The following is a 26986-nucleotide window of genomic DNA, read 5'->3' as shown; positions in this document are numbered from 1 at the left end:
GGGACCACGATCGGCCACCGCACCCGCCGCCGCATCCCGAAGATCTTGCAGGCTCCCCGGTCCGGGAAAAGGTGCGGGGCATCGCCAGGTATTCCATCGTGGTGGGCATGGCCCAGGCCCGGACGACCGAGAATCCCCGCTCCGCAGCGCCTGCGGCCGACCCGGCGCCGCCCACGCGGGTGGCGGCGGCCTGCTCGCCGGCCGGTGCCGGTGCCCTCCGGACGGGCATGAACGAGCCGGTCGCGCGGCAGGACGTCACCCAGGTCGCCGGCACTCCGCCGCACAGGGCACGCATGGAGGTCGTCACCGTCGTCGGCGCCGGACCATTCGGGGGTCTCGGCGGCGGGCACCGCGTGCCCGGCCGGCTGCCGCACCACCCGGCCGGGTTCTGACCCCCCGCCCGGCATGCCGCTCCCCCGGCTCCCCACCCGCATCGCCCTGGCGGCGGCGGTGGCGGTGCTGGTGGCGGCGAACCTGCTGGACAACCGCTGGGCCGGGTCCTGGATCCTGCTGACCGCGGTCGTCACCTCGGCCGTGCTGGTGGGGCTGCTGTTCTGGGCCGGGGGCAGCTGGTCGGAGCTGGGGCTGGGCCGGGACTCCCTCGCGGACGGGGCGCGTTGGGCGGTCGCCCTGATCGGCATCGTCGCCGCGGTCTATCTGTGCGTGGCCTTGCTGCCGGTCACCCGCGGACTGTTCGCGGACCAGCGCACGGACGCGCTGAACGGCTCGGAGATCGCCTTCAAGGCGCTGGTCGCGGTGCCCGTGGGGACGGTCCTGCTGGAGGAGACGGCCTTCCGCGGGGTGCTGTTCGCACTCCTGCGGCGCCTGCGTACGGCCACTGCGGCGGCCGTCATCTCCTCCGTGCTCTTCGGCCTCTGGCACATCCTGCCCTCGCTGAACCTCAACAAGGACAAGCCGACGCTGGGTTCGCTCTTCGGGCACTCGGTCGCCGGGGCGGTCCTGGTGGACATCGGGGCCGTGCTGTTCACGGCCCTGGCGGGCTGTCTGCTGTGCTGGCTGCGCGATCGCAGCGGCTCCCTGCTGGCGCCGATGGCCCTCCACTGGGCGGTCAACGCACTGGGGTACGCGGTGGGTTTCCTGCTGCGCTAGGCGCGGCCACGGTCTCGTGTCCGGCAGACTCGCGGCATGGAGTCTGCCGAGTTCCTTGAGATCCTCGACCGCGAGGGCCGTCTGCTGGCCACGGCCGCCATGGAGGCGGGGCTCGACGCCCCGGTGCCCGCCTGCCCGGACTGGCGGGTCCGCGACCTGCTGCGGCACACCGGCACCATCCACCGCTGGGCCGCCGATGTCGTCGCCGAGCCCAAGGCCGCACCCCGCCCCGTTCCGGACCCGCCGGCCATCGACGGCACCGAGCTGACCGCCTGGTACCGGGAGGGTCACCGGCGGCTCGTCGACACCCTGGGCGGCGTGCCGCGGGATGTGCCGTGCTGGACCTTCCACCCCGCTCCGGTCTCCTCACCGCTGGCCTTCTGGCTCCGCCGGCAGGCCCATGAGACGACCGTCCACCGGTACGACGCGGAGGCCGCGCGGGGCGGCCCGGCGTCCCCGATCGGCACGGACTTCGCGGTCGACGGGATCGACGAACTGCTGCGCGGCTTCCACGCCCGCACGCGCAGCCGGGTCCGCAGCGAGCAGCCGCGGGTGCTGCGGGTGAGCACGCTGGACACGGACGCGGCATGGACCGTACGGCTGTCGGCGGGGCCGCCGGTCACGGAACTCGGCGCACCCGAGGGCGCGACGGCCGAACTCGCCGGTCCCGCCGACCAGTTGTACCTGGCACTGTGGAACCGGGTGCCGGTGCCGACGGTGCACGGCGACCCGGAGGTGGCCGACCTGTGGCTGACGAACTCCGGTATCTGACCGGCCGGCCAGGGCGAGCGGCCGGACCGGCCGGGCTCAACGCGATTCGGCGGCCAGCATCCGGGTGAGCACCGCGCGCTGCACCGGCAGTACCTCGCCGTGCAGCGCGCGTCCCTTGCCGGTGAGCGCCACCCGCACGCCACGCCGGTCCTCCGAGCACATGGTCCGCTCGACCAGACCGTCCTTCTCCAGGCGGGCGATCAGCCGGGACAGCGCGCTCTGGCTGAGGTGGACCCGCTCGGCGATCTCCTGCACACGGAAGCTGCAGGCGCCGTCCGCCGCCGGACCGTCGGAGAGCAGGTCGAGGACCTCGAAGTCGCTGGCGCACAGGCCGTGGCCGTGCAGCGCCCGGTCCAGCTCGCACTGGGTGCGGGCGTGCAGGGCCAGGATGTCCCGCCATTGGTTTACGAGCGCCTGCTCGGGCTTCTTCGCCGCCATCGGGGCACCGTAGCAGAGAAACGATATTGTTGCATCGTAATTAAATGCGCTTGCATTCGATGCGTGTGCATGTAGTGTCTCGGGTCATGACCTCTCCGCTCACCGCCTCCGCCGCCGAGGGACGCTGGACTCCCCGGCTCTGGGGCACACTGCTGGTGCTCTGCGCCGCCATGTTCCTTGACGCGCTGGACGTGTCGATGGTCGGCGTCGCCCTGCCGTCGATAGGTTCCGACCTGCACCTGTCCACCTCGACGCTGCAATGGATCGTCAGCGGCTACATCCTGGGATACGGCGGCCTGCTCCTGCTCGGCGGCCGCACCGCCGACCTGCTGGGCCGACGCCAGGTGTTCCTGGTGGCCCTCGGCGTCTTCGCGCTCGCCTCACTCCTCGGCGGCCTGGTCGACTCGGGCCCGCTGCTGATCGCCAGCCGCTTCGTCAAGGGCCTCAGCGCGGCCTTCACCGCCCCCGCCGGCCTCTCTATCATCACCACCACGTTCCCGGAGGGCCCGCTGCGCAACCGCGCCCTCTCCATCTACACCACCTGCGCGGCCACCGGCTTCTCCATGGGCCTGGTGCTGTCCGGCCTGCTCACCGAGGCCAGCTGGCGCTTCACCATGCTGCTGCCCGCGCCCATCGCCCTGATCGCGCTCGTCGCCGGCCTCCGGCTGCTGCCGCGCAGCTCCCGCGAACGCGACCACAACGGCTACGACATCCCCGGCGCGATCCTCGGCACCGCCTCCATGCTGCTCCTGGTGTTCACCGTCGTGGAGGCCCCGCAGGTCGGCTGGGCGTCGGCCCGCACCCTGCTCTCCTTCCTCGCGGTCGCCGTCCTGCTGACCGTCTTCGTCCGGGTCGAACGCCGCTCCCCCGGCCCGCTCATCCGCCTCGGGGTGCTGCGCTCGGGCAACCAGGTCCGCGCCCAGCTCGGCGCGGTGGCCTTCTTCGGCTCCTACGTCGGCTTCCAGTTCCTGACCACCCTGTACATGCAGTCCCTGCTCGGCTGGTCCGCGCTGCACACCGCCCTGGCCTTCCTGCCGGCCGGCGCGCTGGTGGCGGTGTCCTCGACCAAGGTCGGCGCGATCGTGGACCGCTTCGGCACCCAGCGGCTGATCGCGGCGGGCTTCGCATTCATGGTCCTCGGCTACGCCCTCTTCCTCCGCGTCGACCTGAGCCCTGCCTACGCGGTGGCGATCCTGCCGTCGATGCTCCTGATCGGCGCGGCCTGCGCCCTGGTCTTCCCCTCCCTCAACATCCAGGCCACCAACGGCGTCGACGACCACGAGCAGGGCATGGTCTCGGGGCTCCTCAACACCTCGGTGCAGGTGGGCGGTGCGATCTTCCTGGCGATCGTCACGGCCGTGGTCACCGCGGGGGCACCCGCCCACGCGACCCCGCAGGCGGTGCTCGACAGCTACCGTCCCGGCTTCCTGGTGGTCGCGGTCGTGGCCCTCGCCGGGCTGCTGATCACGCTCACCGGGCTGCGCACCCGGCGCCCGCAGGAGACCGTCGTGATCGCCAGGTCCACCTCCCTGGAGGCGGAGCGCGTGCCCGCACGCGACTGAACGAGGACCCTTGCCCACATGCGCCCGGCGGAGCCCGTTGCCCCGCCGGGCGCACGGCTGTGACACTGCCGGGATGACGATGCACGGGGGACGGCGCGGTCAGGCCGAGCGGGACGCGATCACCGTCGAGATCGGATACGCGCTGTGCAGTGCGGCGTTCGCGGCCGCCGTCGCCTACGGGGCGGTGGCCGGTCCGGCGTTGCTGTTCGAGCTGCCCGACGGTGTGGAGCGCACGCTGCGCGTCGTGGGCGCGGTGCTCGCGCCCGTGCTGTTCGTCGCCCGGGTCGTCAGCGTGCTGGTCCGTTTCCGGCGCTCGTCTCAGCCCAGCCAGCCCGGCCGCACCAAGCCCGACTCATAGGCCAGGACCACCAGTTGGGCGCGGTCACGGGCGCCCAGTTTGATCATCGTGCGGCTCACGTGGGTCTTGGCGGTGAGGGGGCTGACGACCAGCCGGCGGGCGATCTCCTCGTTGGACAGGCCGATGCCGACCAGGGCCATCACCTCCCTCTCCCGCTCGGTGAGCCGGGCGAGCGCGTCGGCGGCGGCCGGCGCCTTGGAACGGGCCGCGAACTCCGCGATCAGCCGGCGTGTCACCCCCGGCGACAGCAGCGCGTTCCCGGCCACCACCGCCCTGACCGCCCGCACCAGTTCGTCCGGCTCGGTGTCCTTGACCAGGAACCCGGAGGCGCCGGACCGGATCGCCTCGAAGACGTACTCGTCGAGCTCGAACGTCGTCAGCATGACCACCTTGACGTCCGTCAGCTCCGGCTCGCCGGTGACCCGGCGGGTCGCGGCCAGGCCGTCGAGGCGTGGCATGCGGATGTCCATCAGGACGACATCGGGGCGCAGTTCCCGCACCTTGCGCAGCGTCTCCTCGCCGTCCGCCGCCTCACCGGTCACCTCGATGTCGGGCTGCGCGTCGAGCAGCGCCCGGAAACCGGCCCGCACCAGCGACTGGTCGTCGGCGAGCAGCACCCGGATCATCGGTCCTCCCGGTCGTCCAAGGGCAGCACGGCCAGCACCCGGAAGCCGCCGTCGGCGCGCGGTCCCGCCTCGATCGTGCCACCCAGGGCGGCCGCCCGCTCCCGCATCCCGGCCAGCCCGTTCCCGCTGCCGCCCGCGTCCGCCCCGGTCGCCGGACCGTCGTCGTCGATCCGCAACCGCAGCTTGCGTCCGCCGTGTTCGAGCCGCACGCGCGCGTGCCGTGACCCGGAGTGCCGTACGACGTTGGTGAGGGCCTCCTGCACGATGCGGAAGGCGGCCAGGTCGGCACCGGGCGGCAGGTGCGGCGGCTGCCCCGTCACGTCGACGGTGAGCCCGGCGCCCGCCGCCTGTTCCACCAGTTCCGGCAGCCGCCCGAGACCGGGCGCCGGTGCCCGGGGCGCGTTTCCCGGGGCGCGCAGGGTGTCGAGCACCTGACGCACCTCGCCGAGGGCCTCCTTGCTGGCCGCCTTGATGGTGGTGAGCGCGGACCTGGCCTGCTCGGGGTCGGAGTCGAGGAGCGCGAGCCCCATGCCGGCCTGGACGTTGATGACCGAGATGCTGTGCGCCAGGACGTCGTGCAGCTCCCTGGCGATCCGCAGCCGTTCCGCGTCCGCGCGCAGCCGGGCCGCCTGGGCGCGGTCGGCCCGCTCCCGCGCCCACTGCTCGCGCCGCAGCCGGACCAGCTCGGCCACCGAGACGATGATCAGCACCCAGGTGGCGACGATCATCTCCTGCCCCAGGTTCGCCCCCGTGTCGCCCGGCGGCGGCAGCAGGCGGTACAGCCACAGCGAGATCAGCAGATGCCCGGCCCACAGCATGCCGAGCGCCGCCCAGGCCGCCCGCCGGTGCCCGGCGACGACCGTACTGAAGCAGGCCACGGCGACCGCCGCGAAGACCGGTCCGTACGGGTAGCCGGCACCGAGGTAGACCAGGGCGAGGGCGGCCGTGCCGAACGCCACGGGCACCGGGTGCCGGTGCCGCCACAGCAGCAGGGCACAGGTGGCGAGGAGCAGCAGGCGGGCGAACGGGTCGAGGTGCTCGCGGTGGGTCTGCGCATGGGCGGCGAAGTTCGAGCCCACCAGTACGAGGACGGTGAGCAGCACGGTGGTGCGCCACGGCAGGCGGGGGCGACGGGTACCGGTGGTGGCGGGGTCCTCCCATCCCGGGGGCCCGTGGTGCCACCACCGCGCGGGGCCGCGCTCCCGTACCCGCTGCTCGTCCATGAGCGCCACGCTAGACGCCACCGGCCCGCGCGGGCGTCAGCCCGGCGAGGTGATCACGCGTACTCCCCGGGAAGTAGGCCGCCGGACCTGGCCGGAGCGGCTGCCCGTGGTGGTCGGCGGTCGCCGCGGCGTCCCGTGAACGCGCCGCCGTCCTCGAAGGCCAGTCGGGCGAAGCGTTCGCCGATCCGGCGGTGGGCGGCTGCGTCCGGGTGGAGTCCGTCGGGCAGCGGGAGTTCGGCGGCGTCGGCCTCGCCGTAGAGGGCACGGCCGTCGAGGTAGTGGAGGTGGGGGTCCTCGGCCGCGCGCTGGTCGACGATCCGGGACAGCTCGTCCCGGATGACGTTCAGGGTGAGCTTGCCGCTCGCGCGCTCGGCCGGGTCGCCGACGGCCGTGAAGGTGAGCCGGCCCGCGCCGAAGTCGCTCAGGTCCATGGCGGTGGGGCCTGGCGTGTCCTCGTGCATCGGGCACAGGATCGGCGACACGACCAGCAGCGGGGTGGTGGGGTGCCCCTCGCGGACGGTGTCGAGGAAGCCGTGCACGGCGGGGCCGAAGGCGCGCAGCCGCATCAGGTCGGTGTTGACGACGTTGATGCCGAGCTTGAGGCTGATCAGGTCGGTGGGGGCGTCCCGGACGGCGCGGGCGGTGAACGGGTCGAGCAGGGCGCTGCCGCCCAGCCCCAGGTTGACCAGCTCCACGCCGCCGAGCGCGGCCGCGAGCACGGGCCAGATGGCGGTGGGGCCCGCGGCGTCGGAGCCGTGGCTGATGGAACTGCCGTGGTGCAGCCAGACCTTGCGGCCGTGGTCGGGCATGGCGGCGACCGGGGCGTCGGTGCGCAGCGCGACCAGTTCGGTGGTCTCGTTGTGCGGCAGCCAGATCTCGACGGTCTTCTCGCGCTCCGGCAGTCCGCTGAAGCGGAGGGTGCCGACCGGTCCGGGGCGCAGCTCCATGGTTCCGGTGCTCATGTCGACGACCTGGACCATGCCGCCGGACACGCTGCCCTGACCGGACAGGGTGCCGTCGACGAGCAGGTCGTAGACGCCGTCCGGGCGGGGCGGCGCGCCGACGTAGAGCCGCTTGGTGGGCAGGGTGTCCAGTTCCACGGCGGTGGCGCGGGTGCGGAACACCAGCCGTACGCCGGAGGGCTGGGACTCCACCATGGCGAGCTGCGGGTCGTCGCACTGGGCGCGGGCCCGGGCCGGGAGCCGGTGCGGCAGGACCCCGTGCTCCGTGTGCTCCAGGTCCAGGGCGCCACGAAGCAGGTCGGCGGTGATCGGGGTGGTGATCCAGCGGGGGTCGGTGTTCATCGCCTCTGCGCTCCGTCTGTTTTCCGTCTGGTTTCCGTCGGTGTTCCGTCGGTGTTCCGTACGAAGGGGGTCAGGTCGGTGTGGGCCAGTTGCGCAGCAGGGCGTCGAGGGCGTCGAGGACGCGGGTCCAGGACTGCTGGCTGTCGGGGGCGCTGTGACTGAAGCCGCCGCTCAGTTCCAGGTCGACATAGCCATGGAAGACGCTGCCGAGCATCCGGACGGCGTGGGTCTCGTCCGGTTCGGTCAGGTCGTAGCCGCGCAGGATCGCCCGGGTCATCTGGGCGTGCCGGACACCGGCGCTCGCCGCGGCCGTCTCCGGGTCGAGGCGCAGCCGGGCCGCCGTGTAGCGGCCGGGGTGGGCGCGGGCGTAGTCGCGGTAGACGTCGGCGAAGGCCACGAGGGCGTCCTTGCCGGCCCGGCCGGCCAGCGCGTCGGCGGCCCGGTCGGCGCACTCCTCCAGCGCCAGCAGCGCGATCCTCGTCTTGAGGTCCTGGGAGCTCTTGACGTGCGAGTACAGGCTCGCGACCTTCACGTCGAACCGTCTGGCCAGTGCCGAGACGGTCACCTGGTCGAAGCCGACCTCGTCGGCCAGCTCGGCTCCGGCCCGGACCAGCCGCTCCGCATTCAGCCCCGCTCGCGCCACACCCGCTCCTCCACTCCCCTTGTCCTCACCTCTCGCCTGAATCAATTATGCGTTTGCCTAAACCCTTTAGGCAAATTAGCGTGCGGTGCATGAGACCGCTGACCGAGCAAGAGATCCGTGCCGCCTTCATGAACTGCACCAAGGGCGCGGCGAAACGCCTGCACATCCCACACGACCTGGCCGAACGGCCGTGGACCGACCTGGACTACTTCGGCTGGCGCGATCCCCAGGCGCCGGACCGCGCCTACCTGGTGACCGAACTGGAGGACGGCCGTGCACGGGCGGTGACGCTTCGCTGCCCTAGCCCCTCCTCCTGGCAGACCCGGCGCAGCATGTGCTCGATCTGCCTGACCACGCACACCGGGGGCGTCTCCCTGATGGTCGCCGCCAAGGCGGGGAAGGCCGGGCTGCAGGGCAACTCCGTGGGCGCGTACCTCTGCAGCGACCTCGCCTGTTCGCTCTATGTGCGGGGCAAGCGGGACGCGGGTGTGGGAGGGCGCATGCCGGAGTCGCTCACACTGGAGGAGAAGATACGGCGCACGGTGACGAACCTCGCCGCGTTCCTGGACAAGGTGACGGCGTGAGCCCCGCTCGCTAGGGGAGGACCAGTCCCACCCCGTGGGCGAGCTGCGCGGCCGCATGCCGGAAGAACCGCTCCCGTTCCTCGACGACCCCCTTGAACTGGCCGAACAGTTCGAACCCCACCAGCCCGAACAACTGGGCCCACGCCGCGGCCATGGCCACCGCCACCTCCGGCGGCAGGCCGGGCATCAGCTCGTCAGCCATCCGGCGGGCCTCGGGGCCGAGCTCGGCGGGCACGGGGGTACGGGCCAGACCGCGCCGCTCGAACGCCTCGCGCAGGATCCCGATGAGAACGAGGGCCACCCGGGCGGCCGGCGGAATGGTCGTCTCGGGAGCCGAGTAGCCGGGCACCGGCGAGCCGTAGATCAGCGCGTACTCGTGCGGATGGGCCAGCGCCCAGCCGCGCACCGCCTCGCACACCACGACCCAGCGCTGCGCCGGGGCCGCGTCTGCGGCAGCGGCGTGGGCGGTCTCGGCGGCCTCGCCGAGGGAGTCGTAGGCGTCGATGATCAGCGCGGTGAGCAGGTCGTCGCGGCTGGGAAAGTAGCGGTAGAGCGCCGAGGAGACCATGCCGAGTTGGCGCGCGACGGCTCGCAGCGACAGCTTGGCCGCGCCCTCGGCGGCAAGCTGTCTGCGCGCCTCGTCCTTGATGGCCGTGGCGACTTCCATCCTGGCTCGCGCGCGGGCGCCCTGTGGGGTGGGGGTGGTCATGGGCAGCAGTCTGCCATGTTTGCAGAGCAGTGCACACGGTGTGGAGCAGTGCACCTGTTTTGGATCGCCGCTCACTGCTTGGAGCGGCGCTCACCAATAAGTGCGGCGCTCAAAAAAGAGAGCAGTGCTCTTGCGTTGGTGCACCGATCTCCTCCACACTGTTCCTCAAGCGAGAGCACTGCTCTCCCAATCAGTGGGGGTCACCATGTCGTCGTCGCAGCCTCAGCCTCAGCCGTCGCCCGAGCCGTACTACGCCAAGGTCGACCCGATGGCCGTCCGCATGAACAGCCTCGTCGGCTGGCTCGCCCGGCACGGGATCAGTTTCGCGGGCAGCGCGGAACTCTCCGTGCGCGGCCGCAAGACCGGCAAGATGCAGCGCGTCCCGGTCAACCCGCACACGTACGACGGCAGCCAGTACCTGGTCTCGGCGCGCGGCAACTCCCAGTGGGTGCGGAACATACGCGTGGCCGGCGGCGGGGAGCTGCGGGTGGGGCGGAAGGTGCGGGAGTTCACCGTGGCGGAGCTTCCCGATGCCGAGAAGCTCCCGGTGCTGCGGGCCTACCTGGAGAAGTGGGGCTGGGAGGTCAAGCAGTACTTCCCCGGGGTGACGGCCAAGTCCTCCGACGACGAACTCCTCGCGGCCGGTGCCGACCACCCCGTCTTCCGGGTCACCGTCACGAAGTGACGGGTTCCTCGTCGGCGGCGTCCTCGTCGGCGGCGTTCGCCTTCGCCGCCGGCACCGGGTCGAACGCCGTGAGGGCGCGCTGGGCCAGCGGGTGGGAGCGGATGAGCTCACCGAGGGAGGTACGGCCCTGGGTGATCTCCTTGAACGCCCGCCAGGCGGGACGGAACCCGGTGAGCGCCGCGTGGAACAGCCCGGGCCGGCGCTCGAACGCCGCGAGCATCCGCTTGCCGACGCTCATCTCGACGCCGAGGCCCGCCTTGATGGCGAAGGCGTAGTTCAGCGCCTGGCGGCGGGCGTCGACGGCGTCGTGGGCCTCGGCGATCCGCACCGCCCACTCTCCCGCGAGCCGCCCCGAACGCAGCGCGAAGGAGATGCCCTCGCGGGTCCAGGGCTCAAGCAGGCCCGCCGCGTCACCGCAGACCAGCACCCGGCCCCGGGACAGCGGGGAGTCGTCGGACCGGCAGCGGGTCAGGTGGCCGGAGGAGATGCTCGGTTCGAAGCCGGCGAGGCCGAGCCGGGCGATGAAGTCCTCCAAGTACCGCTTGGTGGCCGCGCCTTCGCCGCGCGCCGAGATCACGCCGACGGTCAGGGTGTCACCCTTGGGGAAGACCCAGCCGTAACTGCCGGGCATCGGGCCCCAGTCGATGAGGACCCGGCCCTTCCAGTCCTCGGCGACCGTCTCGGGCACCGGGATCTCCGCCTCCAGGCCGAGGTCGACCTGGTCGACCTTCACCCCGACGTGGGCGCCTATGCGGCTGGCGCTGCCGTCGGCGCCGACCACCGCGCGGGCCAGCAGGGTCTCACCGCCCTGGAGGACGACCGCGACGGTCCGCCGGTCCGGGACCGCCGAGCCGTGCTGCTCGACGCGCTGCACGGCGGCGCCGGTGCGCAGCTCGGCGCCCGCCTTCTGGGCGTGCTCGACCAGCTGCTGGTCGAACTCGGGCCGGTTGATCAGCCCGAACATCATCTGCTTGGAGCGGCGGGTGCGGGTGAACCGTCCGTTGCTGGAGAAGGTGACCGCGTGCACCCGGTCCTTGAGGGGCAGCTCGAAGCCGGGCGGCAGCGCGTCCCGCGAGGGGCCGATGATGCCGCCGCCGCAGGTCTTGTACCGGGGCAGTTCGGCCTTCTCCAGCAACAGCACGCGCCGTCCCGCGACCGCCGCCGCGTAGGCGGCCGAGGCCCCCGCGGGTCCCGCGCCCACCACGACGACGTCCCACACCCGCTGCACGTCGTCCGCCCGCACGTCGTCCGCCGAAGAATTCTCGCCGCTCACGATGGTCCGCTGCTCCGATCAAGCCGTAGAAGCCGTATCACGCCGTATCACGCCAAAGGTAGGGCCCGGTACGTCCGTAGGCCGGCACCTGTCACCTGTCCCCCCGCATCCTACGGCGGAGATCGCCGCAGGCCACTGTGGGAGGATCGGTCCCACTCACCAGTTCAACGTCGCACCCACGAGGAGCGTGCCCATGTCGTCCAATCCGGTCGCCGAGACCGTCGCCGCCCTGCTGCCCAGGGCCAAGGCGGAGCTCGCCGAGCTGGTGGCGTTCAGATCGGTGGCGGACTTCGCCCAGTTCCCGAAGAGCGAGAGCGAGGGTGCCGCGAACTGGGTGGCCGACGCGCTGCGCGCCGAGGACTTCACGGACGTCGCCGTACTGGACACACCGGACGGCACGCAGTCGGTGTACGGCTATCTGCCGGGCCCGGAGGGTGCCAAAACGGTCCTGCTGTACGCGCACTACGATGTGCAGCCCCCGCTGGACGAGACCGCCTGGACCACCCCGCCGTTCGAGCTGACCGAGCGGGACGGCCGCTGGTACGGGCGCGGGGCCGCCGACTGCAAGGGCGGCGTGATCATGCACCTGCTGGCGCTGCGCGCGCTGAAGGCGAACGGCGGCGTCCCGGTCAGCGTCAAGGTGATCGCCGAAGGCTCGGAGGAGATGGGCACCGGCGGCCTGGAGCGGTACGCCGAGGAGCACCCCGAACTGCTGGCCGCGGACGCGATCGTCATCGGTGACGCGGGCAACTTCCGGGTGGGACTGCCGACCGTCACCACGACCCTGCGCGGGATGACCTCCATCCGCATCCAGATCGACACGCTCCGGGGCAATCTGCACTCGGGCCAGTTCGGCGGTGCCGCCCCGGACGCGCTGGCCGCGCTGATCCGGGTCCTGGACTCGCTGCGCGCCGAGGACGGTTCCACGACGGTCGACGGGCTCGCGCCCGAGACCCGCTGGGAGGGTCTGGAGTACGACGAGGAGCAGTTCCGTACGGACGCGAAGGTCCTGGACGGCGTCCAGCTGATCGGCGACGGCTCGGTCGCGGACCGCATCTGGGCCCGTCCGGCGGTCACGGTGCTCGGCATCGACTGTCCGCCGGTGGTCGGCGCCACCCCGTCGGTGCAGGCCAGCGCCCGCGCCCTGGTCAACCTCCGGGTGCCGCCGGGCGTGGACGCGGCCGAGGCGGGAAAGCTGCTCCAGGCCCACCTGGAGGCGCACACGCCGTGGGGTGCGCGGGTGCGGACGGAGGCGGTGGGCCAGGGCCAGCCGTTCCGCGCGGACCCCAGCAGCCCGGCGTACCGGGCGATGGCCGACGCGATGGCGGTCGCCTACCCGGACGAGACGATGCAGTACGCCGGTCAGGGCGGCTCCATCCCGCTGTGCAACACCCTCGCCGGCCTCTACCCGCAGGCCGAGATCCTGCTGATCGGTCTGAGCGAGCCGGAGGCGCAGATCCACGCCGTCAACGAGAGCGTGTCCCCCGGGGAGCTGGAGCGCCTGTCGGTGGCGGAGGCGCTGTTCCTGCGGAACTACGCCGCGGGCTGACAAACCCCGGTCACCCGACGCGCCAGGGGCGGCCGGCGTACGCGGTGGGCGGAATCGCTCTGCCCACAGCGGAGGACCCTCGTCCGTGGACGGGGGTCCTCCCTACGGTCGGGACATGGACGTCATCGAGCTGCTCCCCCGGCTGCACCTGCTGCGCTTCCCGGTGGGCCAGGCCTACCTCTGGCACGACCCGGACGCCGGCGCCTCGACCCTGATCGACTCCGGGCCGCCCGGCTCGGGCCGGCCGATCGCCGACGCGCTCACCGCGCTGGGGCGGTCCCCTTCGGCGGTACGAAGGATCGTCCTCACCCACTTCCACGAGGACCACGTCGGCGGGGCCGCCGAGTTCGCCGCGCTGAGCGGAGCCGAGGTGCTGGCCCACCGCCTGGACGCTCCGGTGATCCGGGGCGAACTCCCGGGTCCGCCGCCGGTGTTCGAGGACTGGGAGCTGCCGATTCACGCCGCGGCCGCCGAACTGCTGCCCGCCGGCGAGCCGGTGCCCCCGGCGGAGGTGTCGGAGCTGTCCGACGGCGACGTCCTGGACTTCGGCGGCGGTGCCCGGATCCTCCACGTCCCCGGGCACACCCACGGCAGCATCGCCCTCCATCTGCCCGCGTACGGTGTGCTGTTCACCGGAGACGCGGTGGCGGCCGCGCCGGTCACCGGAGCGGTGGTCCTCGGGGTGTTCAACCTCGACCGGGACGAAGCCGTCGCGTCCTTCCGTCGGTTGGCCGCCCTGGAGACTGAGGTGGCGTGTTTCGGCCACGGTGCTCCGGTGACCGCGAACGCATCGCGGGTACTGAGCAGATCCGCGGACACCTACGGGCCGCCGCGGTGACCATGGAGGCATGACCGACACCGCGCGCCGTATCGCCGCCCACACGGACGTCGCGACTTCGCTGGCCCTGCTGAGCGACGTCGAGCTGGCCGAGCGGGTCGCGGCGGGCGAGTCGCTGGGCACGGGGGTCGGCGGCAGAGCCGCGCGGATCACGGTGGACGGCAGCGCGGTGTTCGTGAAGCGGATCCCCCTGACCGACCGGGAACGGGACCCGCTGCACGTCCGCTCCACCGCGAACCTCTTCGGCCTGCCGCCGTACTGCCACTACGGCATGGGTGCCGTCTGCGGCCCTGGATTCAACGCCTGGCGGGAGCTGGCCGCGCACACGGCGACGACGAACTGGGTGCTGGCCGGCCGCTTCCCCGGCTTCCCGCTGCTCCACCACTGGCGGGTACTGCCGGACATGGCCCACCCGCTGCCCGACGAACTCGCGGACGTCGAGAAGGTGGTGGCCTACTGGGGCGGTTCGACGGGCCTGCGTGAACGCGTCGAGGGCCTTCGGGACGCCTCCGCGAACCTGACCCTGTTCCTGGAGCACATCCCGTCCACCCTGCACGACTGGCTGGACGCCGAACTGCGCAGGGACCAGGCGGACGCGGCCTGCCGCCAAGTGGCGCGGCAGCTGGAGGAACTGACGTCCTTCCTCCACACACGGCAGCTCCTGCATCTGGACGCCCACTTCCGCAACATCCTCACCGACGGCCGGGCGCTGTACCTCACGGACTTCGGGCTCTCGCTCAGCTCCCGTTTCCGGCTCACCCCCGACGAGCGGGACTTCTTCGACCGGCATCGGCACTACGACCGCACGTACACCTCCTACTACCTGGTGATCTGGCTCGCCACCGCCCTGTACGGACACCGGGGTGAGGAGCGAGCGGAGTTCGTGCGCGCCTGCGCCGGCGGCAAGCAGCCCGAGGGGATCCCCCGGGCCGCCGCCGAGTTGCTGGTCCGGCACGCCCCGCTCGCCGTGGGCATGGAGGATTTCTTCCGGCGGCTGGGCCGGGAGAGCCGGCTGACGCCGTTTCCGTACCCGGGCGGCTACAGCAGCTGCACGCTCTCCGCGTAGTGGCAGGCGACCGGGTTGCCGCCGCCCCGGTCGACCAGGTCCGGCACCCGTTCGACGCAGGCGGTGCGTTCGCTGTCGGTGAGCTGGCCGGCGAACTTGGGGCAGCGGGTGCGGAAGCGGCAGCCGCTGGGCGGGTGGACCGGGCTGGGGACGTCGCCCTGGACCGTGATCCGTTTCCGGGCGCGTTCCTTGCGCGGGTCGGGCAGCGGGATCGCGGAGACCAGGGCCTGGGTGTAGGGGTGGGCGGGGCGGGCGAAGAGCTGCCGGGCTGGGGCGATCTCCACCAGGCGGCCCAGGTACATCACCGCGACCCGGTGGGCGACATGGCGCATCACGGAGAGGTCGTGCGCCACGAAGAGGAAGGACAGGCCCAGTTCGCTCTGCAGGTCCATCAGCAGGTTGAGGACGCCCGCCTGGATCGACACGTCCAGCGCGGAGACCGGCTCGTCCAGCACGACCACTTTGGGCCGCAGCGCCAATGCCCGTGCGATGCCGATGCGTTGGCGCTGGCCGCCGGAGAACTCGTGCGCGAAGCGGTTGCCGTGCTCGGGGTTGAGGCCGACCAGGCGCAGCAGTTCGCGTACCTCGTCGGGGGAGCCCGGGCCGTAGCGGCCGTGAATGCGCAGGGGTTCGGCGACGATCTCGTGGACGGAGATCCGGGGGTCCAGGGAGGCGTACGGATCCTGGAAGACGATCTGCAACTCGCGCCGCAACGGCCGCATCTGACGTCTAGTCAGGTCGGTCAGGAGTCGGCCCTGGTAGTGGACGGAGCCAGAGGTGGCCGTCTCCAGGTTGAGCAGGGTCCGGGAGACGGTCGTCTTGCCGGAGCCGGACTCGCCGACCAGGCCGAGCGTTTCGTTCGGGTACAGGTCGAAGGAGACCCCGCACACGGCATGCACGTCGCCGACCCGGCGGCGGATCACGCCGCGCGACATCACCGGGAAGTGTTTGACCAGGTCACGGACGCGGAGGACCGGGTCGCCGGGGCCGCCGTGATCGGCCGGCGAGGGCAGTGGAGCGGTCATCGGGCATCGTCCTCCAGGTCCGCGAACCGGGCCAGGGCCTCGGTGTCGGCGCCGACGGCGTCGAAGACCTCGCCGGCCGCCGTGTCGACGAGTTCGTCGGCGAAGTGGCAGGCGCTGCGGTGGGCCTCGGACCCGGCCGGGCGCAGGGCGGGTTCGGTGCTGTCGCAGGGCTCCCGGCGCATCGGGCAGCGGGGTGCGAAGGGGCAGCCCGGGGGCAGGTTGAGCAGCGAGGGAGGGGAGCCGGTGATGGGGGTCAGCCGGTCCTCCTCGTGGTCGAGGCGGGGCAGGGAGCCGAGCAGGCCCAGGGTGTAGGGCATGCGCGGGGTGTAGAAGATGTCCTCGACGGAGCCGGTCTCCACGATCCGTCCGGCGTACATGACGGCGACCCGGTCGGTGTGGCCGGCGACCACGCCGAGGTCGTGGGTGATCAGGACCAGCGCGGCGCCGGTTTCGGCGCGGGCGGCCTCCAGGGCCTCCAGGATCTGCGCCTGCACGGTGACGTCGAGGGCGGTGGTGGGCTCGTCGGCGATGATCACGTCCGGGTCGTTGGCGATCGCGATGGCGATGACGACCCGCTGGCGCATGCCGCCGGAGAGTTCGTGCGGGTAGCTGTCGACGCGCCGTTCGGGGCTCGGTATGCCGACCGTGCCGAGGAGTTCCACGGCACGCTCGCGGGCCGGGCGTTTGCCGAGCCGGGGGTTGTGTCTGAGCAGGGTCTCGGCGATCTGGTAGCCGACCGTGTAGACGGGATTGAGGGAGGTCATGGGGTCCTGGAAGACCATGGCGATGCCGCTGCCGCGCACGTCGGAGAGGCGGGCGTCGGACATGCCGAGGAGTTCGGTGCCCTCGAACCGCACCGAGCCGCGCACCCGGGCAGAGCCGGGCAGCAGCCCCATCACGGCGAGCGCGGTGACGGACTTGCCGGAGCCCGACTCGCCGACGATGCCCAGCGCCTCGCCCCGCTCCAGCCGGTAGCCGACGCCGCGCACCGCCCGTACGGTCCCGTCCTCGGTGGGGAACTCCACGCTCAGGTCCTCGACTTCGAGGACGGCGCCGGACTCCTCGCCCTTCCCCACGACCCTGTCGATACCCATGCGGTTGCCCGTGTCGGTCACTGTCGCACCCTTTGCTGCCGGGGGTCGAAGGCGTCGCGCAGCCCGTCGCCGATGAAGTTGATGGTGAGGGCGATGGCGATGATGAAGGCGCCGGGGATGTAGAAGAGCCAGGGCCGGGTGTCGACCGCGGTCTGTGCCTGGGCGACCAGCAGCCCGAGTGAGGTGTCGGGCGGCTGGACGCCGAACCCGAGGAAGGACAGGGCGGTCTCGGTGAGGATGCCGGTGGCGACCAGGATGGTGGCGTTCACGATGATCGGGCCGAGCGCGTTGGGCAGCAGATGCCGGAAGATGATCCGGGTGTCGGAGGCGCCGAGCGCCCGGGCGGCCTCCACGAACTCCTTCTCGCGCAGGGACAGTACGGAGGAGCGCACCACCCGGGACACGTACGCCCAGGTGAGTCCGGCGATCACCACGGCGATCCAGTACCAGGAACCGCCGCTGCGCGAGGAGATCACCAGCGCGATCGCGAACAGCGGGAGGGTCAGCACAAGATCGGCGACGCGCATCATCAGCGCGTCGACGAACCCCCGGTAGAAGCCGGCGACGGCGCCCCACACGGCGCCGACCAGGGTCGAGCCGAGGGCGATCAGGATGGCGATCTTCAGCGAGGTCTGGGTGCCGCGCATCACCTGTGCGTAGGCGTCGTACCCCGACGAGTCGGTGCCGAACGGGTGCTTCCAGGAGGGTGGTCGGGAGTTGTCGGGCGTGTACTTGGCGTACGAGTAGTGCCAGAAGTGCGGGCCGACGAAGGCCCACAGCACGATCAGCACGAAGACGACCAGGCTGATCATCGCGGCCCGGTGGCGCAGGAAGCGGCGCAGCACCAGCTGGGTCTGGCTGCGCTGCACGACGGTGAACTCGCCGTCGTCGCTCGGCGTTCGCGTGCCGGCAGGCCCGAGTGCCCCGATGTCAGTCATAGCGGATCCTCGGGTCGAGTACGGCGTAGAGGAGGTCGGCGAAGAGGTTGAAGACGATGACGACGACGGCGGACAGCAGCAGCCAGGCCATGGTCCGGTAGACGTCGAGGGTGGTGGCGGCCTGGACGAGCATCTCGCCCATGCCGTGCCACTGGAAGATCGTCTCGGTGATGACGGCGCCACCGAGGATGATCGCGATGTCGAGGGCGGTGACGGTGGCGAGCGGGATCAGGGCGGTGCGCAGAGCGTGCCGGGTGAGCACCCGGCCGCGGCGCAGCCCTTTGGCGCGGGCGAGCCGCACGTAGTCGCTGTCCAGGACTTCGAGCATGGCGGCTCGGGTGTAGCGGGTCCAGGAGGCGAAGGAGACCAGGGCCAGGGTGATGGTGGGCAGGATGAGGTGGCCGACGCGGTCGGTGAACTCGTTCCAGGTGGTGTCGACTTCGAGGTACGGCGACTTCTCGCCGATGGTGCCGAGGAACTGGCTGCCGGTCTCCTGGTTGAACCAGATCCCGGCCTGTTTGAGCAGGACCGCGAACCAGAACACAGGCATGGCGAGGAACAGGAAGCCGAGGAAGGTGATGGTGTAGTCGGCGACGCTGTACTGGCGGATCGCGCTGAACACGCCGAAGACGATCGACATCACGAGGGCGAGCAGCATGGCGGCGGCGACCAGGGTGACGGTGACCCGGAAGCGGGTGAACAGGTCGTGGCCGATGTCGAGGTTGGACTGGACGGACGGGCCCCAGTCGCCGTGCAGGACGCCGGTGATCCAGTTCCAGTAGCGTTCCACGACCGGTTGGTCGGCGTGGATGTGGCGGGCGAAGGCGGTCACGGCGGCCTTGCTGGGCGGCGGTTGCCGGGAGGTGGCGAAGTTGGCCACCGGGTCCCCGGAGTTGACGACGACCAGGAAGACGATGAAGGTCGAGACGATCAGGACGGGTATGGAGACGAGGATGCGGCGCACGGTGTAGGCGAGCATGCGGTCTTCTCTCACGGATCGCACGGAGGCGGAGGCGGAGACCCGGCCCCGGGATCGCCGGGGCCGGGCACGGAGGATCCGACGGGCTCCGGTGGGGCTACTTCTTCAGGCCCCACTCGCCGACGTTGTACGGCGGTCCGACGTTGGTGGAGTTGTTGCGCATGTTGACGAACCGGGTCTGCACCGCGAGGAAGGTGGGCTTCTGGTAGAGCGGCAGCACGTAGGCGTCGTTCACCATGATCTGGTCGGCCTGGTTGAGCAGGGCGGCGGCCTTGGTCTGGTCCGTCTCCCCGATGGCCGTGCTGATCAGGGAGTCGACCTGCTTGTTGCTGTAACCGCCGTAGTTGCCGCCGGCCCCGGTCGTCCACAGCTGCTGGGCGCCGCTGATCGCGAACGGTGAGGCGACCCAGGCGAAGACGATGATGTCGTACTGGTGGCCGGCCAGGACCGTGCCGAGGTCGGCGGCGCCGATCGGCTTGATCGTGACCTTGATCCCGAGGTTGGCGAGGTCGCTCTGCAGGATCTGGCACTCGCTCTGCCGGATCTGGTTGCCGGTGGTGTAGCGGCAGTCGAAGGGTCCGACGGCCTTGCCGTCCGGGGTCTTCAGGGCGGTGCCCACTCCGGTGAACTTGGCGTCGGTGAGGTACTTCTTGGCCTTGGTGAGGTCACCCGAGCCCTGGCCGCTGGCGCTGACCACGTCCTTGTACCCGGCCGTCCCCGGGACGAAGTTGTGGTTGTAGAGCTGCTTCACACCGGGATCGAACTGGGCGACCGTCTTGGCCATGATGTCCTTGACGCTGATGGCCGTGAACATCGCCTGCCTGAGGGCCAGGTACTTGCCGATCACCGGGTTGTGCAGGTTGAGGTCGAAGTGCTCCCAGGTCAGTCCGCTGCCGATGCTGTAGGTGACGTTCGGGATGGCCTTGACCTGGTTGACGAGGTCGACCTCGGGCTGGGGATAGATGCCCTGGACCTCGTTGTTGCGCAGCGCGATCGGCTCCTGGGTGGCGTCCGAGATGACCTTGAAGAGCAGCCGTTGCAGGGTGGCCTTCTTGCCGGACCACTTCGGGTCGGGCTCATAGGTGGCGTGGTCGTTGTCGACCCACTCGGTCATCTTGTAGGGGCCCGCGGTCGCGTACTTGGTGGGCGGGTTCTTCTGGAAGTACTGCCAGCCCTGGGTCATCTGGGCGGCCGTCATGTGCGCCGCGTCGCCCGCCTTGGCGCCGGAGACCTTCTCGGCCACGTGCGCCGGGTAGAACGGGTAGCCCGCCCCGAACAGGGACTTCCAGTCGGCGTAGGGCCTGGCCATCACGACGGTGACGGTCTTGCCGTTGTCGGAACCGGTGACCGACTTGATGCGGTCGTAGCCTGCGGTGCTCTCCGGCAGACAGCCCTTGGTCTGGGTGGAGTCGCTGGCGGGCGGCGGCGGGCAGTCCTTGCCGTCGTTGGTGCGCCAGTAGTAGACGAAGTCGTCGGCGGTGATCGGGGTGCCGTCGTTCCAGGACGCCTTGGGGTTGATCTTGTAGACGAGGGTCTGCGGACTGGCGCTCGTCTGGGTCGCCGAGGTCACCAGGTCGGTGTTGAGCTTGACGCTGAAGTCCGGCTGCGGGACGAAGACCTGGGGCAGCACGGGGCTCAGCGCCTCGGCGTTCTCGAAGGTGTTGCCGTTGGTGTCCTGCACGTTCCACTGCTGGATGTTCTTCTCGATGACGTAGGTGAACGTGCCACCGGCCTTGGTGGCGCCGGAGTTGCAGGTGTCGGCCTTGCCCTCGGTGGCGCAGGACGTGAGACCGGCCGAGGTGCCCTTCCCGCCGCTGCCCCCGCCGCCTCCCCCGCTGCTGCAGGCGGCGAGCGCCAGGACGAGCCCGGCGGTCAGTGCCAGGCCCCTTGTGAGGGCCGAAGAGTGTGCGCGCATGTCCCTCCTTCAGCCGGTGGTTGTCCGGCCTGTGCACGGCGGCCAGCGGCCGCGAGGAAGTTGAGCTGCGCACCGACGGTAGAACGTTTGTGTACCTCCTTCATGTTCTTGTTCATACCGGGACGGCGACAATTCACCCTCGTTTTCCCCCAGGAACCTTCCACCCCGGGCAAAGTCGCCTACACACCCCGGAAATGCCGAAGTCCCCGCCAACATCACCGGCGTGGCGAGGACTTGACGGATCATCAGCGAATGTCAACCGACCGGGACACCGGCCTCCAGATAGAGCGCGGCGCCGCGCTCGCGGGCGCGCAGCGCCCAGCGCAGCCGTTCGTAGCGCACCGGCGGCAGCAGCTCGGCCGCCTCCTGCTCGGTGACGAACCGCCAGCCCCGCAGCTCCGGCCCCGGCAGCACCAGCCGCCCGGCCTCGGCGGAGTCCAGCCGGCCGCCGTCGAAGAGCAGCCGCAGACCGCCGTAGCGGGGCGGCGCGGGCTGTTCCCAGTCGACGACGAGCAGCCTGGGCAGCTCCTCCAGCCGTATCCCGGTCTCCTCCTCGACCTCGCGCACTCCCGCCCGGGCGGGGGCCTCACCGGGTTCGACGACACCGCCGGGGAACTCCCAGCCGGCTTTGTAGGTGGGATCCACGAGGAGGAAGCGGTTCTGTTCGTCGAAGAGGAGGACACCCGCGGCGACGGTCTCGGCGGTGGGTTCGGGGGTCTGCACGATGTCACAGGCCGCGGCTTCGCCGCTGCCCACCGCCGCCGCGATCCGCACCGCCGTCTCGTACGGGCTGAGTCCGCTGCTGTCCACAAGATGGGCGTCGGCGCTGATCCAGGAGGTGAGGGCGGTGCGATAGGACTCGATGTGGTCGTACGACCACTGCCGGATCCGTATCTCGCCGTCGGGCAGGTCGGGCGGGATGTCCCGGTCGGCTATACGCTCGCGCAGGATCGTTTCGGCCGGGGTGAGGCACAGGTGCCGGACCGCGATCCGGCGGGCGGCGAGGCCGCCGAAGATCTCGTCGCGGTACTCCTGGCGCAGCAGCGTCATCGGAACGACCAGGGTTCCGCCCAGCTCGGCGAGCATCGCGGCCGCCGTGTCGATCACCAGTCGGCGCCAGATCGGCAGATCCTGGAAGTCGCCGACCTCGGCCAGGTGTTTGGCAGGCAGCAGGTGTGTCAGTGCCCCGCCGATGAGCTCGGGGTCGAAGAGCGTGCTGTTCGGGATCAGTTCGATCAGTTCACGTGCGGTGGTGGTCTTACCCGCACCGAACGCGCCGTTGACCCAGACGATCACGGACTCCCCCTCTTCTGTTGGCCCCCTGTGGCTTGCCCGCTCCACACTGCCACGGAAACCAGTTCCCGTTGAGGGCGCGCAGACGGAGTGCCGGCCTCCCCTGCCTGGAACACCGGCACTCTTGCCCGCTCTCGCTCGGCGGGGCTACTCCTGGCCCAGCCAGTCCTGGTCGGTCTGGAAGCTGTCCCGACCGACGATGTGGTCGACGTGCTCCAGGGTGCCCGAGACGTTCAGGTCACCGGGCGGGGCTTCGGCGGCCGCGTGCGACGGGGTGATGGCGGCCACGACGAAACCAGTGGCCAGACTGGCGATGGCGAGCATGCTGCGCTTCTTCATGCCCGTTCCAACTACGCGGACGGCCCGGGGTCACGGGCGTACCCGCGAGGGGAGCAACGCGCCCGCCGGAGTCGAACCACCATCACCGCTCTCTGTCCAACACACTCCGACGGGTTCTAACGTAACCGCACACAGCGATGGCGCGTTCATGCCGTCATCGCGGCTTCGCGAGGCGGAGGAAACGTCATTGACGCGTCACCCTCACACCCGCACGGCCCGCCGAAGAGCGGCCGGAGCAATGGCCGTGGCCCTGCTGGGTGCGGCGGGCCTCGTCGCTCCCGCCGTCGCCGATGTGCGGACCGCCTACCCCACCCTCGCCGACGGGCTAGCACAGACCCCGCCGATGGGCTTCAGCAACTGGAACTCCACGCACTGCGGCGCGGACTTCAACGAGGCCATGGTCAAGGACATCGCCGACCTGTTCGTGGCGAAGGGCCTCAAGGACGCCGGCTACCAGTACGTCAATCTCGACGACTGCTGGGCCCTGCCCCGACGGGACGCGGACGGCAAGCTGGTCCCGGACCCGGCCCGGTTCCCGGACGGCATCAAGGCCGTCGCCGACTACGTGCACGCCAAGGGCCTCAAGCTCGGCATCTACACCAGCGCCGGCACCAGGACCTGCAGCCAGGCCGGCTTCCCGGGCGCGCTCGGCCACGAGTACAGCGACGCCCGGCAGTTCGCCGGCTGGGGCGTCGACTACCTCAAGTACGACAACTGCAACAACCAGGGCGTGGACGCCCGGCAGCGGTACACCACCATGCGCGACGCGCTGCAGGCGACCGGGCGGCCCATCGTCTTCAGCATCTGCGAATGGGGCGAGAACAAGCCCTGGGAGTGGGCCGGCGACGTCGGCCATCTGTGGCGCACCACCGGGGACATCAGCGACAGCTGGGGCTCGATGGTGTCGATCCTGAAGCAGAACCTGCCGCTCGCGCCGTACGCGGGCCCCGGCCACTGGAACGATCCGGACATGCTGGAGGTCGGCAACGGCGGCATGACCGACACCGAGTACCGCTCGCACTTCTCGATGTGGTCGGTCATGGCCGCTCCGCTGCTCGTCGGGACCGACCTGCGCAAGGCCTCCGCGGCGACCTTCGACATCCTGGACAACAAGGAGGTCATCGCCGTCGACCAGGACCCGCTGGGCAGGCAGGGCACGGTGATCTCCTCGGAGAGCGGGCGGTGGGTCGTCGCCAAGGAGATGGTGGACGGCAGCCGCGCGGTCGCGCTGTTCAACGAGTCCGGCTCCGCGCAGCGCATCGCGACCTCGGCGGCGGCGGTCGGCCTCCCGAAGGCCCCTGCCTACACCCTGCGCGACCTGTGGCGGCACCGCGGCTACAACACCGCGGGCACCGTCTCCGCGATCGTCCCGGCGCACGGCACGGTCCTGGTGCGGGTCGCCGCCGACCGGCGCTGGACGGCCAGCCCACCGGCCGTCGAACTCGCCCTGGACGGCAGCCCGTTCAGCGAGCCGGGCAGGACGTCGGCACTGACGACGTCGGTTGCCGACCTCGGCCGCACCACGGCCGAGAAGGTCTCGGTGTCGCTCACCGGCCCCGCGGGCTGGACCGTCCGGGCGACCTCGCCGGCGCGGACCCCGGCACTGCCGACCGACCGCACCCTGCACACCGGTTGGAGGCTGACCGCTCCCCAGGGGACGCCGAAGGGGGCCTACGACCTGAGGCTCAGGGCGGGTTACCGGTCGCCGACGGGGGTGCGTGCCGAGAGCGCGGCGACGGTCACGATGACCGTCGCGGACCCACCCCCCGCCGGGAGTTCCTACCTCAGCGACCTGCTCCGGCTGTCGGCCGGCAACGGCTGGGGACCGGTGGAGCGCGACTGAGCAACGGGGAGACCGCCGCGGGCGACGGACACCCGATCACCATCGGCGGGGTGGGGTACGCCAAGGGACTCGGCACCCACGCGCAGAGCGAGGTCGCCTACTACACCGGGAAGGCGTGCGCGAAGGTCACCGCGGACGCCGGGGTGGACGACGAGGAAGCCGCCAACGGCTCGGTCTCGTTCGAGGTCTGGGGGGACGGCACGAAGGTCGCCTCGACCGGCGTGCTGACCACCGGCGTGCCTGCCCAGCCACTCACCGCCGACGTGACCGGCGCCGAGGTGATCCGTCTCGTCGTCACCGACGGCATCACATCCGGGCAAGGAGACTGGGCGGACGCGCGGATCACCTGCTGAGTCCCGCGCGTTCGTCCCGAGCCCGGTCGGCCGGTCCTGAACCCCGGCCGACCGGGCCTGAACGTTCCTGCGCGGTCCCCGCGTCCGCCGTCGGCCCCTAGACCCCCGAGACCCCCGAGACCTCCGCCGTCTCCGCGTCCGGCCGGGCGGCCAGCGCGGCCGCCGCGGCGCCCACCAGGCCCGCGTCCGTGCCCATCTGGGCCGGCACCACCGTCAGGCGCTGGACGAAGGAGAGCGTGGCGTAGCCGGTGAGGGCCTTGCGCAGGGGCGTGAAGAGGATGTCCCCCGCCTTGCCGACGCCCCCGCCGATCACCGCGATGTCGATCTCGACCAGGGTCGCCGTGGCCGCGATCCCGGCCGCGAGCGCCTGCGCGGCCCGCTCGAAGGAGGCCACCGCTACCGGGTCGCCGGCCCGGGCCGCGGCCGCCACCGCGGCCGCCGAGCTGTCCCCGTCGGGCCCCGGCCGCCAGCCGCCCTCCAGCGCGCGCCGCGCGATGTTCGGGCCGCTCGCGATGCGCTCGACGCAGCCGCGCGACCCGCAGGGGCAGGGGTCCCCGTCGAGGTCGACGCTGATGTGGCCGATGTGGCCCGCGTTTCCGGTCGGGCCGGGGTGCAGCCTGCCGCCGAGCACCAGGCCGCCGCCGACACCCGTCGACACCACCATGCACAACGCGTTGTCGTGGCCGCGGGCCGCGCCCTGCCAGTGTTCGGCGGCCGTGATGGCGACGCCGTCACCGATCAGCTCGACCGGCAGCCCGCCGGCGGCCGCCCGCACCCGCTCGACGAGCGGATAGTCCCGCCAGCCGGGCACGTTGACCGGGCTCACGGTGCCGGCGGAGGCGTCCACCGGGCCCGCGCTGCCGATCCCGAGCGAGCGGGCGCTCCCCCACAGAGGTGAACCGGCGAGCTCGCCGACCACCTCCTCGACGGCCCCCATGACCGTTTCGCCGTCCTGCTGGGCGGGCGTCGCGCGCTGGGCGCGCGCCTGGATCCGTCCGTGACCGTCCACCAGCGCGCCGGCGATCTTGGTGCCGCCGATGTCGAGGGCCGCCACGAGGTCGGTGTGCATCAGAGTCAGTTCTCCCCGTCAACCATGAGTACCCGAGTGACACAACAGGCCGGTCAAGCGGTGGGGGCGCAGGCCGGAGATTGCGGTGGACAGTCTCCCTCGCATCTGACAACGTTGTCCAGGCTCTATGCTCGACGCCACATCCTCATACAAACCCACGAGCCTGTGTATCCCTGATACAAACCCATGAGCCCAGACACAATCCATGAGCCCATGCACCCCGTGGACGACAGGACAGGACGCCGCATCGTGCCCGATACCTCCCGCCGCGCAGACCGTCTTCCCGGCTCCCGTTACGGGACCCGGCCGACGATGAAGGACGTGGCGGCAAGGGCCGGTGTGGGCCTCAAGACGGTCTCCCGGGTGGTCAACGGCGAGCCCGGGGTGACCCCCGACACCGAGCGGCGGGTCCAGGAGGCGATCGACGCGCTCGGCTTCCGCCGCAACGACAGCGCGCGGGTGCTGCGCAAGGGCCGAACGGCGAGCATCGGCCTCGTCCTTGAGGACCTCGCCGACCCGTTCTACGGTCCGCTGAGCCGGGCGGTGGAGGAAGTGGCGCGGGCGCACGGGGCGTTGCTCATCAACGGCTCCAGCGCCGAGGACCCGGACCGGGAGCAGGAGCTGGCGCTGGCGCTGTGCGCGCGGCGGGTGGACGGCCTGGTGGTGATCCCCGCCGGGGACGACCACCGGTATCTGGAGCCGGAGATGAGAGCCGGTGTGGCCACGGTGTTCGTGGACCGCCCGGCCGGGAGGATCGACGCCGACGTCGTGCTGTCCGACAGCTACGGCGGTGCCCGGGACGGGGTCACCCACCTGATCGCGCACGGCCACCGCCGGATCGGGTTCATCGGCGACATGCCCCGCATCCACACGGCGGCCGAGCGGTTGCGCGGCTACCGGGCGGCGATGGAGGACGCCGGGATAGCCGTCGAGGACGCGTGGACCTCGCTCGGGGTGACGGGCCCGGAGCGGGTGCGCCGGGCCGCCGAGGAGATGCTGACCGGGGCGGACCCGGTCACCGCGATCTTCGCGGGCAACAACCGTGTCACCGTCACCGTGATCCGCGTCCTCGCCGAGCAGACCCGTCCGGTCGCGCTCGTCGGCTTCGACGACATCGAGCTCGCCGATCTGCTGGACCCCGGCATCACGGTCGTCGCCCAGGACGCGGCCCTGCTCGGCCGCACGGCCGCCGAACGGCTCTTCCGCCAGCTGGATGGCACCCTCCTGGCGCCGGAGCGGATCGAGTTGCCGACCAGGCTGATCACCCGCGGCTCGGGCGAGCTGCCTCCGGCGGACTGAGCAACACATGACGGACCGGACACTCACGCAGCCGACCCGCACGGCGACGGTGCACATGCTCACGCAGCCGACCCGCACGACCACCGGCCAGGGGCCCGGG

Annotated in this window: 26 protein-coding genes and 1 pseudogene; 12 read left to right on the top strand and 15 right to left on the bottom strand. The window is 71.5% G+C overall.

Features of this window, described 5'->3' with window-relative positions; genetic code table 11:
* Nucleotides 1-107 precede the first annotated feature (107 nt).
* From OHB00_RS45385 to OHB00_RS45375, 3 genes are read left to right on the top strand one after another with little or no spacing between them, the layout of a single operon-like run.
* Nucleotides 108-392 (top strand): hypothetical protein, encoded by a 285-nt coding sequence (locus OHB00_RS45385; RefSeq protein ID WP_406444047.1) that lies wholly within the window; start codon nucleotides 108-110, stop codon nucleotides 390-392.
* A 13-nt stretch (nucleotides 393-405) separates the two neighbouring features.
* The gene (locus OHB00_RS45380; protein WP_406444045.1) at nucleotides 406-1110 is read left to right on the top strand and encodes a CPBP family intramembrane glutamic endopeptidase; all 705 of its coding nucleotides are present in this window, start codon (nucleotides 406-408) and stop codon (nucleotides 1108-1110) included.
* A gap of 36 nt (nucleotides 1111-1146) precedes the next feature.
* Nucleotides 1147-1881, top strand: coding sequence for a maleylpyruvate isomerase family mycothiol-dependent enzyme (locus tag OHB00_RS45375; protein ID WP_406444043.1), 735 nt, complete (start codon nucleotides 1147-1149; stop codon nucleotides 1879-1881).
* Between the two features lie 36 nt (nucleotides 1882-1917).
* Here the strand turns inward: OHB00_RS45375 and OHB00_RS45370 are convergent, their stop codons facing one another.
* Complete coding sequence (locus OHB00_RS45370) at nucleotides 1918-2319, bottom strand: MarR family winged helix-turn-helix transcriptional regulator (protein WP_406444041.1); 402 nt, start codon at nucleotides 2317-2319, stop codon at nucleotides 1918-1920.
* 86 nt (nucleotides 2320-2405) lie between these two features.
* On the opposite strand from OHB00_RS45370, the gene OHB00_RS45365 reads away from it, so the two are divergent.
* Together OHB00_RS45365 and OHB00_RS45360 are read left to right on the top strand one after the other, a co-directional pair.
* Nucleotides 2406-3881 carry an MFS transporter gene (locus OHB00_RS45365; RefSeq protein WP_406444039.1) on the top strand — a complete coding sequence of 492 codons (1476 nt, stop codon included), beginning with the start codon at nucleotides 2406-2408 and terminating at the stop codon, nucleotides 3879-3881.
* 73 nt (nucleotides 3882-3954) lie between these two features.
* Nucleotides 3955-4239 (top strand): DUF6332 family protein, encoded by a 285-nt coding sequence (locus tag OHB00_RS45360; RefSeq protein WP_406444038.1) that lies wholly within the window; start codon nucleotides 3955-3957, stop codon nucleotides 4237-4239.
* Here OHB00_RS45360 and OHB00_RS45355 read toward each other — a convergent pair.
* The 4 genes from OHB00_RS45355 to OHB00_RS45340 form a co-directional block, all read right to left on the bottom strand.
* The gene (locus OHB00_RS45355; RefSeq protein ID WP_406444036.1) at nucleotides 4200-4865 is read right to left on the bottom strand and encodes a response regulator; all 666 of its coding nucleotides are present in this window, start codon (nucleotides 4863-4865) and stop codon (nucleotides 4200-4202) included. The genes OHB00_RS45360 and OHB00_RS45355 overlap by 40 nt on opposite strands.
* A complete protein-coding gene (locus OHB00_RS45350; RefSeq protein WP_406444034.1) occupies nucleotides 4862-6088 on the bottom strand; it encodes a sensor histidine kinase in 1227 nt (408 codons plus the stop codon). Before OHB00_RS45350 ends, OHB00_RS45355 begins: the two co-directional genes overlap by 4 nt.
* Before the next feature lie 53 nt (nucleotides 6089-6141).
* Nucleotides 6142-7392, bottom strand: coding sequence for a GDSL-type esterase/lipase family protein (locus tag OHB00_RS45345; RefSeq protein WP_406444033.1), 1251 nt, complete (start codon nucleotides 7390-7392; stop codon nucleotides 6142-6144).
* Between the two features lie 70 nt (nucleotides 7393-7462).
* Nucleotides 7463-8035 carry a TetR/AcrR family transcriptional regulator gene (locus OHB00_RS45340; protein ID WP_406444031.1) on the bottom strand — a complete coding sequence of 191 codons (573 nt, stop codon included), beginning with the start codon at nucleotides 8033-8035 and terminating at the stop codon, nucleotides 7463-7465.
* An 89-nt stretch (nucleotides 8036-8124) separates the two neighbouring features.
* On the opposite strand from OHB00_RS45340, the gene OHB00_RS45335 reads away from it, so the two are divergent.
* Entirely contained in the window at nucleotides 8125-8619 is a 495-nt protein-coding gene (locus tag OHB00_RS45335; RefSeq protein WP_406444029.1) for an FBP domain-containing protein, read from the top strand.
* Between the two features lie 10 nt (nucleotides 8620-8629).
* On the opposite strand, the gene OHB00_RS45330 is transcribed toward OHB00_RS45335, so the two are convergent.
* Entirely contained in the window at nucleotides 8630-9328 is a 699-nt protein-coding gene (locus tag OHB00_RS45330; RefSeq protein WP_406444027.1) for a TetR/AcrR family transcriptional regulator, read from the bottom strand.
* 205 nt (nucleotides 9329-9533) lie between these two features.
* Between OHB00_RS45330 and OHB00_RS45325 the strand changes: the two genes are divergently transcribed.
* A complete protein-coding gene (locus OHB00_RS45325) occupies nucleotides 9534-10013 on the top strand; it encodes a nitroreductase family deazaflavin-dependent oxidoreductase (RefSeq protein WP_406444025.1) in 480 nt (159 codons plus the stop codon).
* Here OHB00_RS45325 and OHB00_RS45320 read toward each other — a convergent pair.
* Complete coding sequence (locus tag OHB00_RS45320) at nucleotides 10003-11286, bottom strand: geranylgeranyl reductase family protein (RefSeq protein WP_406444023.1); 1284 nt, start codon at nucleotides 11284-11286, stop codon at nucleotides 10003-10005. The two genes, OHB00_RS45325 and OHB00_RS45320, sit on opposite strands and share 11 nt — an antisense overlap.
* Before the next feature lie 193 nt (nucleotides 11287-11479).
* Between OHB00_RS45320 and OHB00_RS45315 the strand changes: the two genes are divergently transcribed.
* From OHB00_RS45315 to OHB00_RS45305, 3 genes are all read left to right on the top strand, one after another.
* Complete coding sequence (locus OHB00_RS45315; RefSeq protein WP_406444022.1) at nucleotides 11480-12835, top strand: dipeptidase; 1356 nt, start codon at nucleotides 11480-11482, stop codon at nucleotides 12833-12835.
* Between the two features lie 115 nt (nucleotides 12836-12950).
* Nucleotides 12951-13673 (top strand): MBL fold metallo-hydrolase, encoded by a 723-nt coding sequence (locus tag OHB00_RS45310; protein WP_406444020.1) that lies wholly within the window; start codon nucleotides 12951-12953, stop codon nucleotides 13671-13673.
* Between the two features lie 10 nt (nucleotides 13674-13683).
* Entirely contained in the window at nucleotides 13684-14739 is a 1056-nt protein-coding gene (locus tag OHB00_RS45305; protein ID WP_406444019.1) for a protein kinase family protein, read from the top strand.
* Here the strand turns inward: OHB00_RS45305 and OHB00_RS45300 are convergent.
* From OHB00_RS45300 to OHB00_RS45270, 7 genes are all read right to left on the bottom strand, one after another.
* A complete protein-coding gene (locus OHB00_RS45300) occupies nucleotides 14712-15764 on the bottom strand; it encodes an ABC transporter ATP-binding protein (RefSeq protein ID WP_406444017.1) in 1053 nt (350 codons plus the stop codon). The two genes, OHB00_RS45305 and OHB00_RS45300, sit on opposite strands and share 28 nt — an antisense overlap.
* A complete protein-coding gene (locus OHB00_RS45295; RefSeq protein ID WP_406446284.1) occupies nucleotides 15761-16858 on the bottom strand; it encodes an ABC transporter ATP-binding protein in 1098 nt (365 codons plus the stop codon). Before OHB00_RS45295 ends, OHB00_RS45300 begins: the two co-directional genes overlap by 4 nt.
* Nucleotides 16859-16875: 17 nt before the next feature.
* Nucleotides 16876-17796, bottom strand: coding sequence for an ABC transporter permease (locus OHB00_RS45290; protein ID WP_406444015.1), 921 nt, complete (start codon nucleotides 17794-17796; stop codon nucleotides 16876-16878).
* Nucleotides 17789-18790 carry an ABC transporter permease gene (locus tag OHB00_RS45285; RefSeq protein ID WP_406444013.1) on the bottom strand — a complete coding sequence of 334 codons (1002 nt, stop codon included), beginning with the start codon at nucleotides 18788-18790 and terminating at the stop codon, nucleotides 17789-17791. The genes OHB00_RS45290 and OHB00_RS45285 overlap by 8 nt, the downstream gene beginning before the upstream one ends.
* A gap of 82 nt (nucleotides 18791-18872) precedes the next feature.
* Entirely contained in the window at nucleotides 18873-20690 is a 1818-nt protein-coding gene (locus OHB00_RS45280) for an ABC transporter family substrate-binding protein (RefSeq protein WP_406444011.1), read from the bottom strand.
* Nucleotides 20691-20945: 255 nt separating this feature from the next.
* Nucleotides 20946-21986 carry an NUDIX domain-containing protein gene (locus OHB00_RS45275; protein WP_406444010.1) on the bottom strand — a complete coding sequence of 347 codons (1041 nt, stop codon included), beginning with the start codon at nucleotides 21984-21986 and terminating at the stop codon, nucleotides 20946-20948.
* Nucleotides 21987-22130: 144 nt separating this feature from the next.
* A complete protein-coding gene (locus OHB00_RS45270) occupies nucleotides 22131-22322 on the bottom strand; it encodes a hypothetical protein (RefSeq protein ID WP_406444008.1) in 192 nt (63 codons plus the stop codon).
* Nucleotides 22323-22560: 238 nt separating this feature from the next.
* Here OHB00_RS45270 and OHB00_RS45265 point away from each other — a divergent pair.
* Nucleotides 22561-24518: pseudogene (locus tag OHB00_RS45265) on the top strand (NPCBM/NEW2 domain-containing protein).
* A 97-nt stretch (nucleotides 24519-24615) separates the two neighbouring features.
* On the opposite strand, the gene OHB00_RS45260 reads toward OHB00_RS45265, so the two are convergent.
* Nucleotides 24616-25587 carry an ROK family protein gene (locus OHB00_RS45260; protein ID WP_406444006.1) on the bottom strand — a complete coding sequence of 324 codons (972 nt, stop codon included), beginning with the start codon at nucleotides 25585-25587 and terminating at the stop codon, nucleotides 24616-24618.
* Between the two features lie 213 nt (nucleotides 25588-25800).
* Here OHB00_RS45260 and OHB00_RS45255 point away from each other — a divergent pair, with 213 nt between their 5' ends.
* Nucleotides 25801-26886, top strand: coding sequence for a LacI family DNA-binding transcriptional regulator (locus OHB00_RS45255; RefSeq protein WP_406444004.1), 1086 nt, complete (start codon nucleotides 25801-25803; stop codon nucleotides 26884-26886).
* Nucleotides 26887-26986 lie beyond the last annotated feature (100 nt).

This window comes from Streptomyces sp. NBC_00631, from assembly GCF_045206895.1.
In the GTDB taxonomy this organism is placed as follows: Bacteria; Actinomycetota; Actinomycetes; order Streptomycetales; family Streptomycetaceae; genus Streptomyces.
Note: the sequence above shows the minus strand (reverse complement) of the source record. Positions and strands in the feature narration are given on the sequence as shown.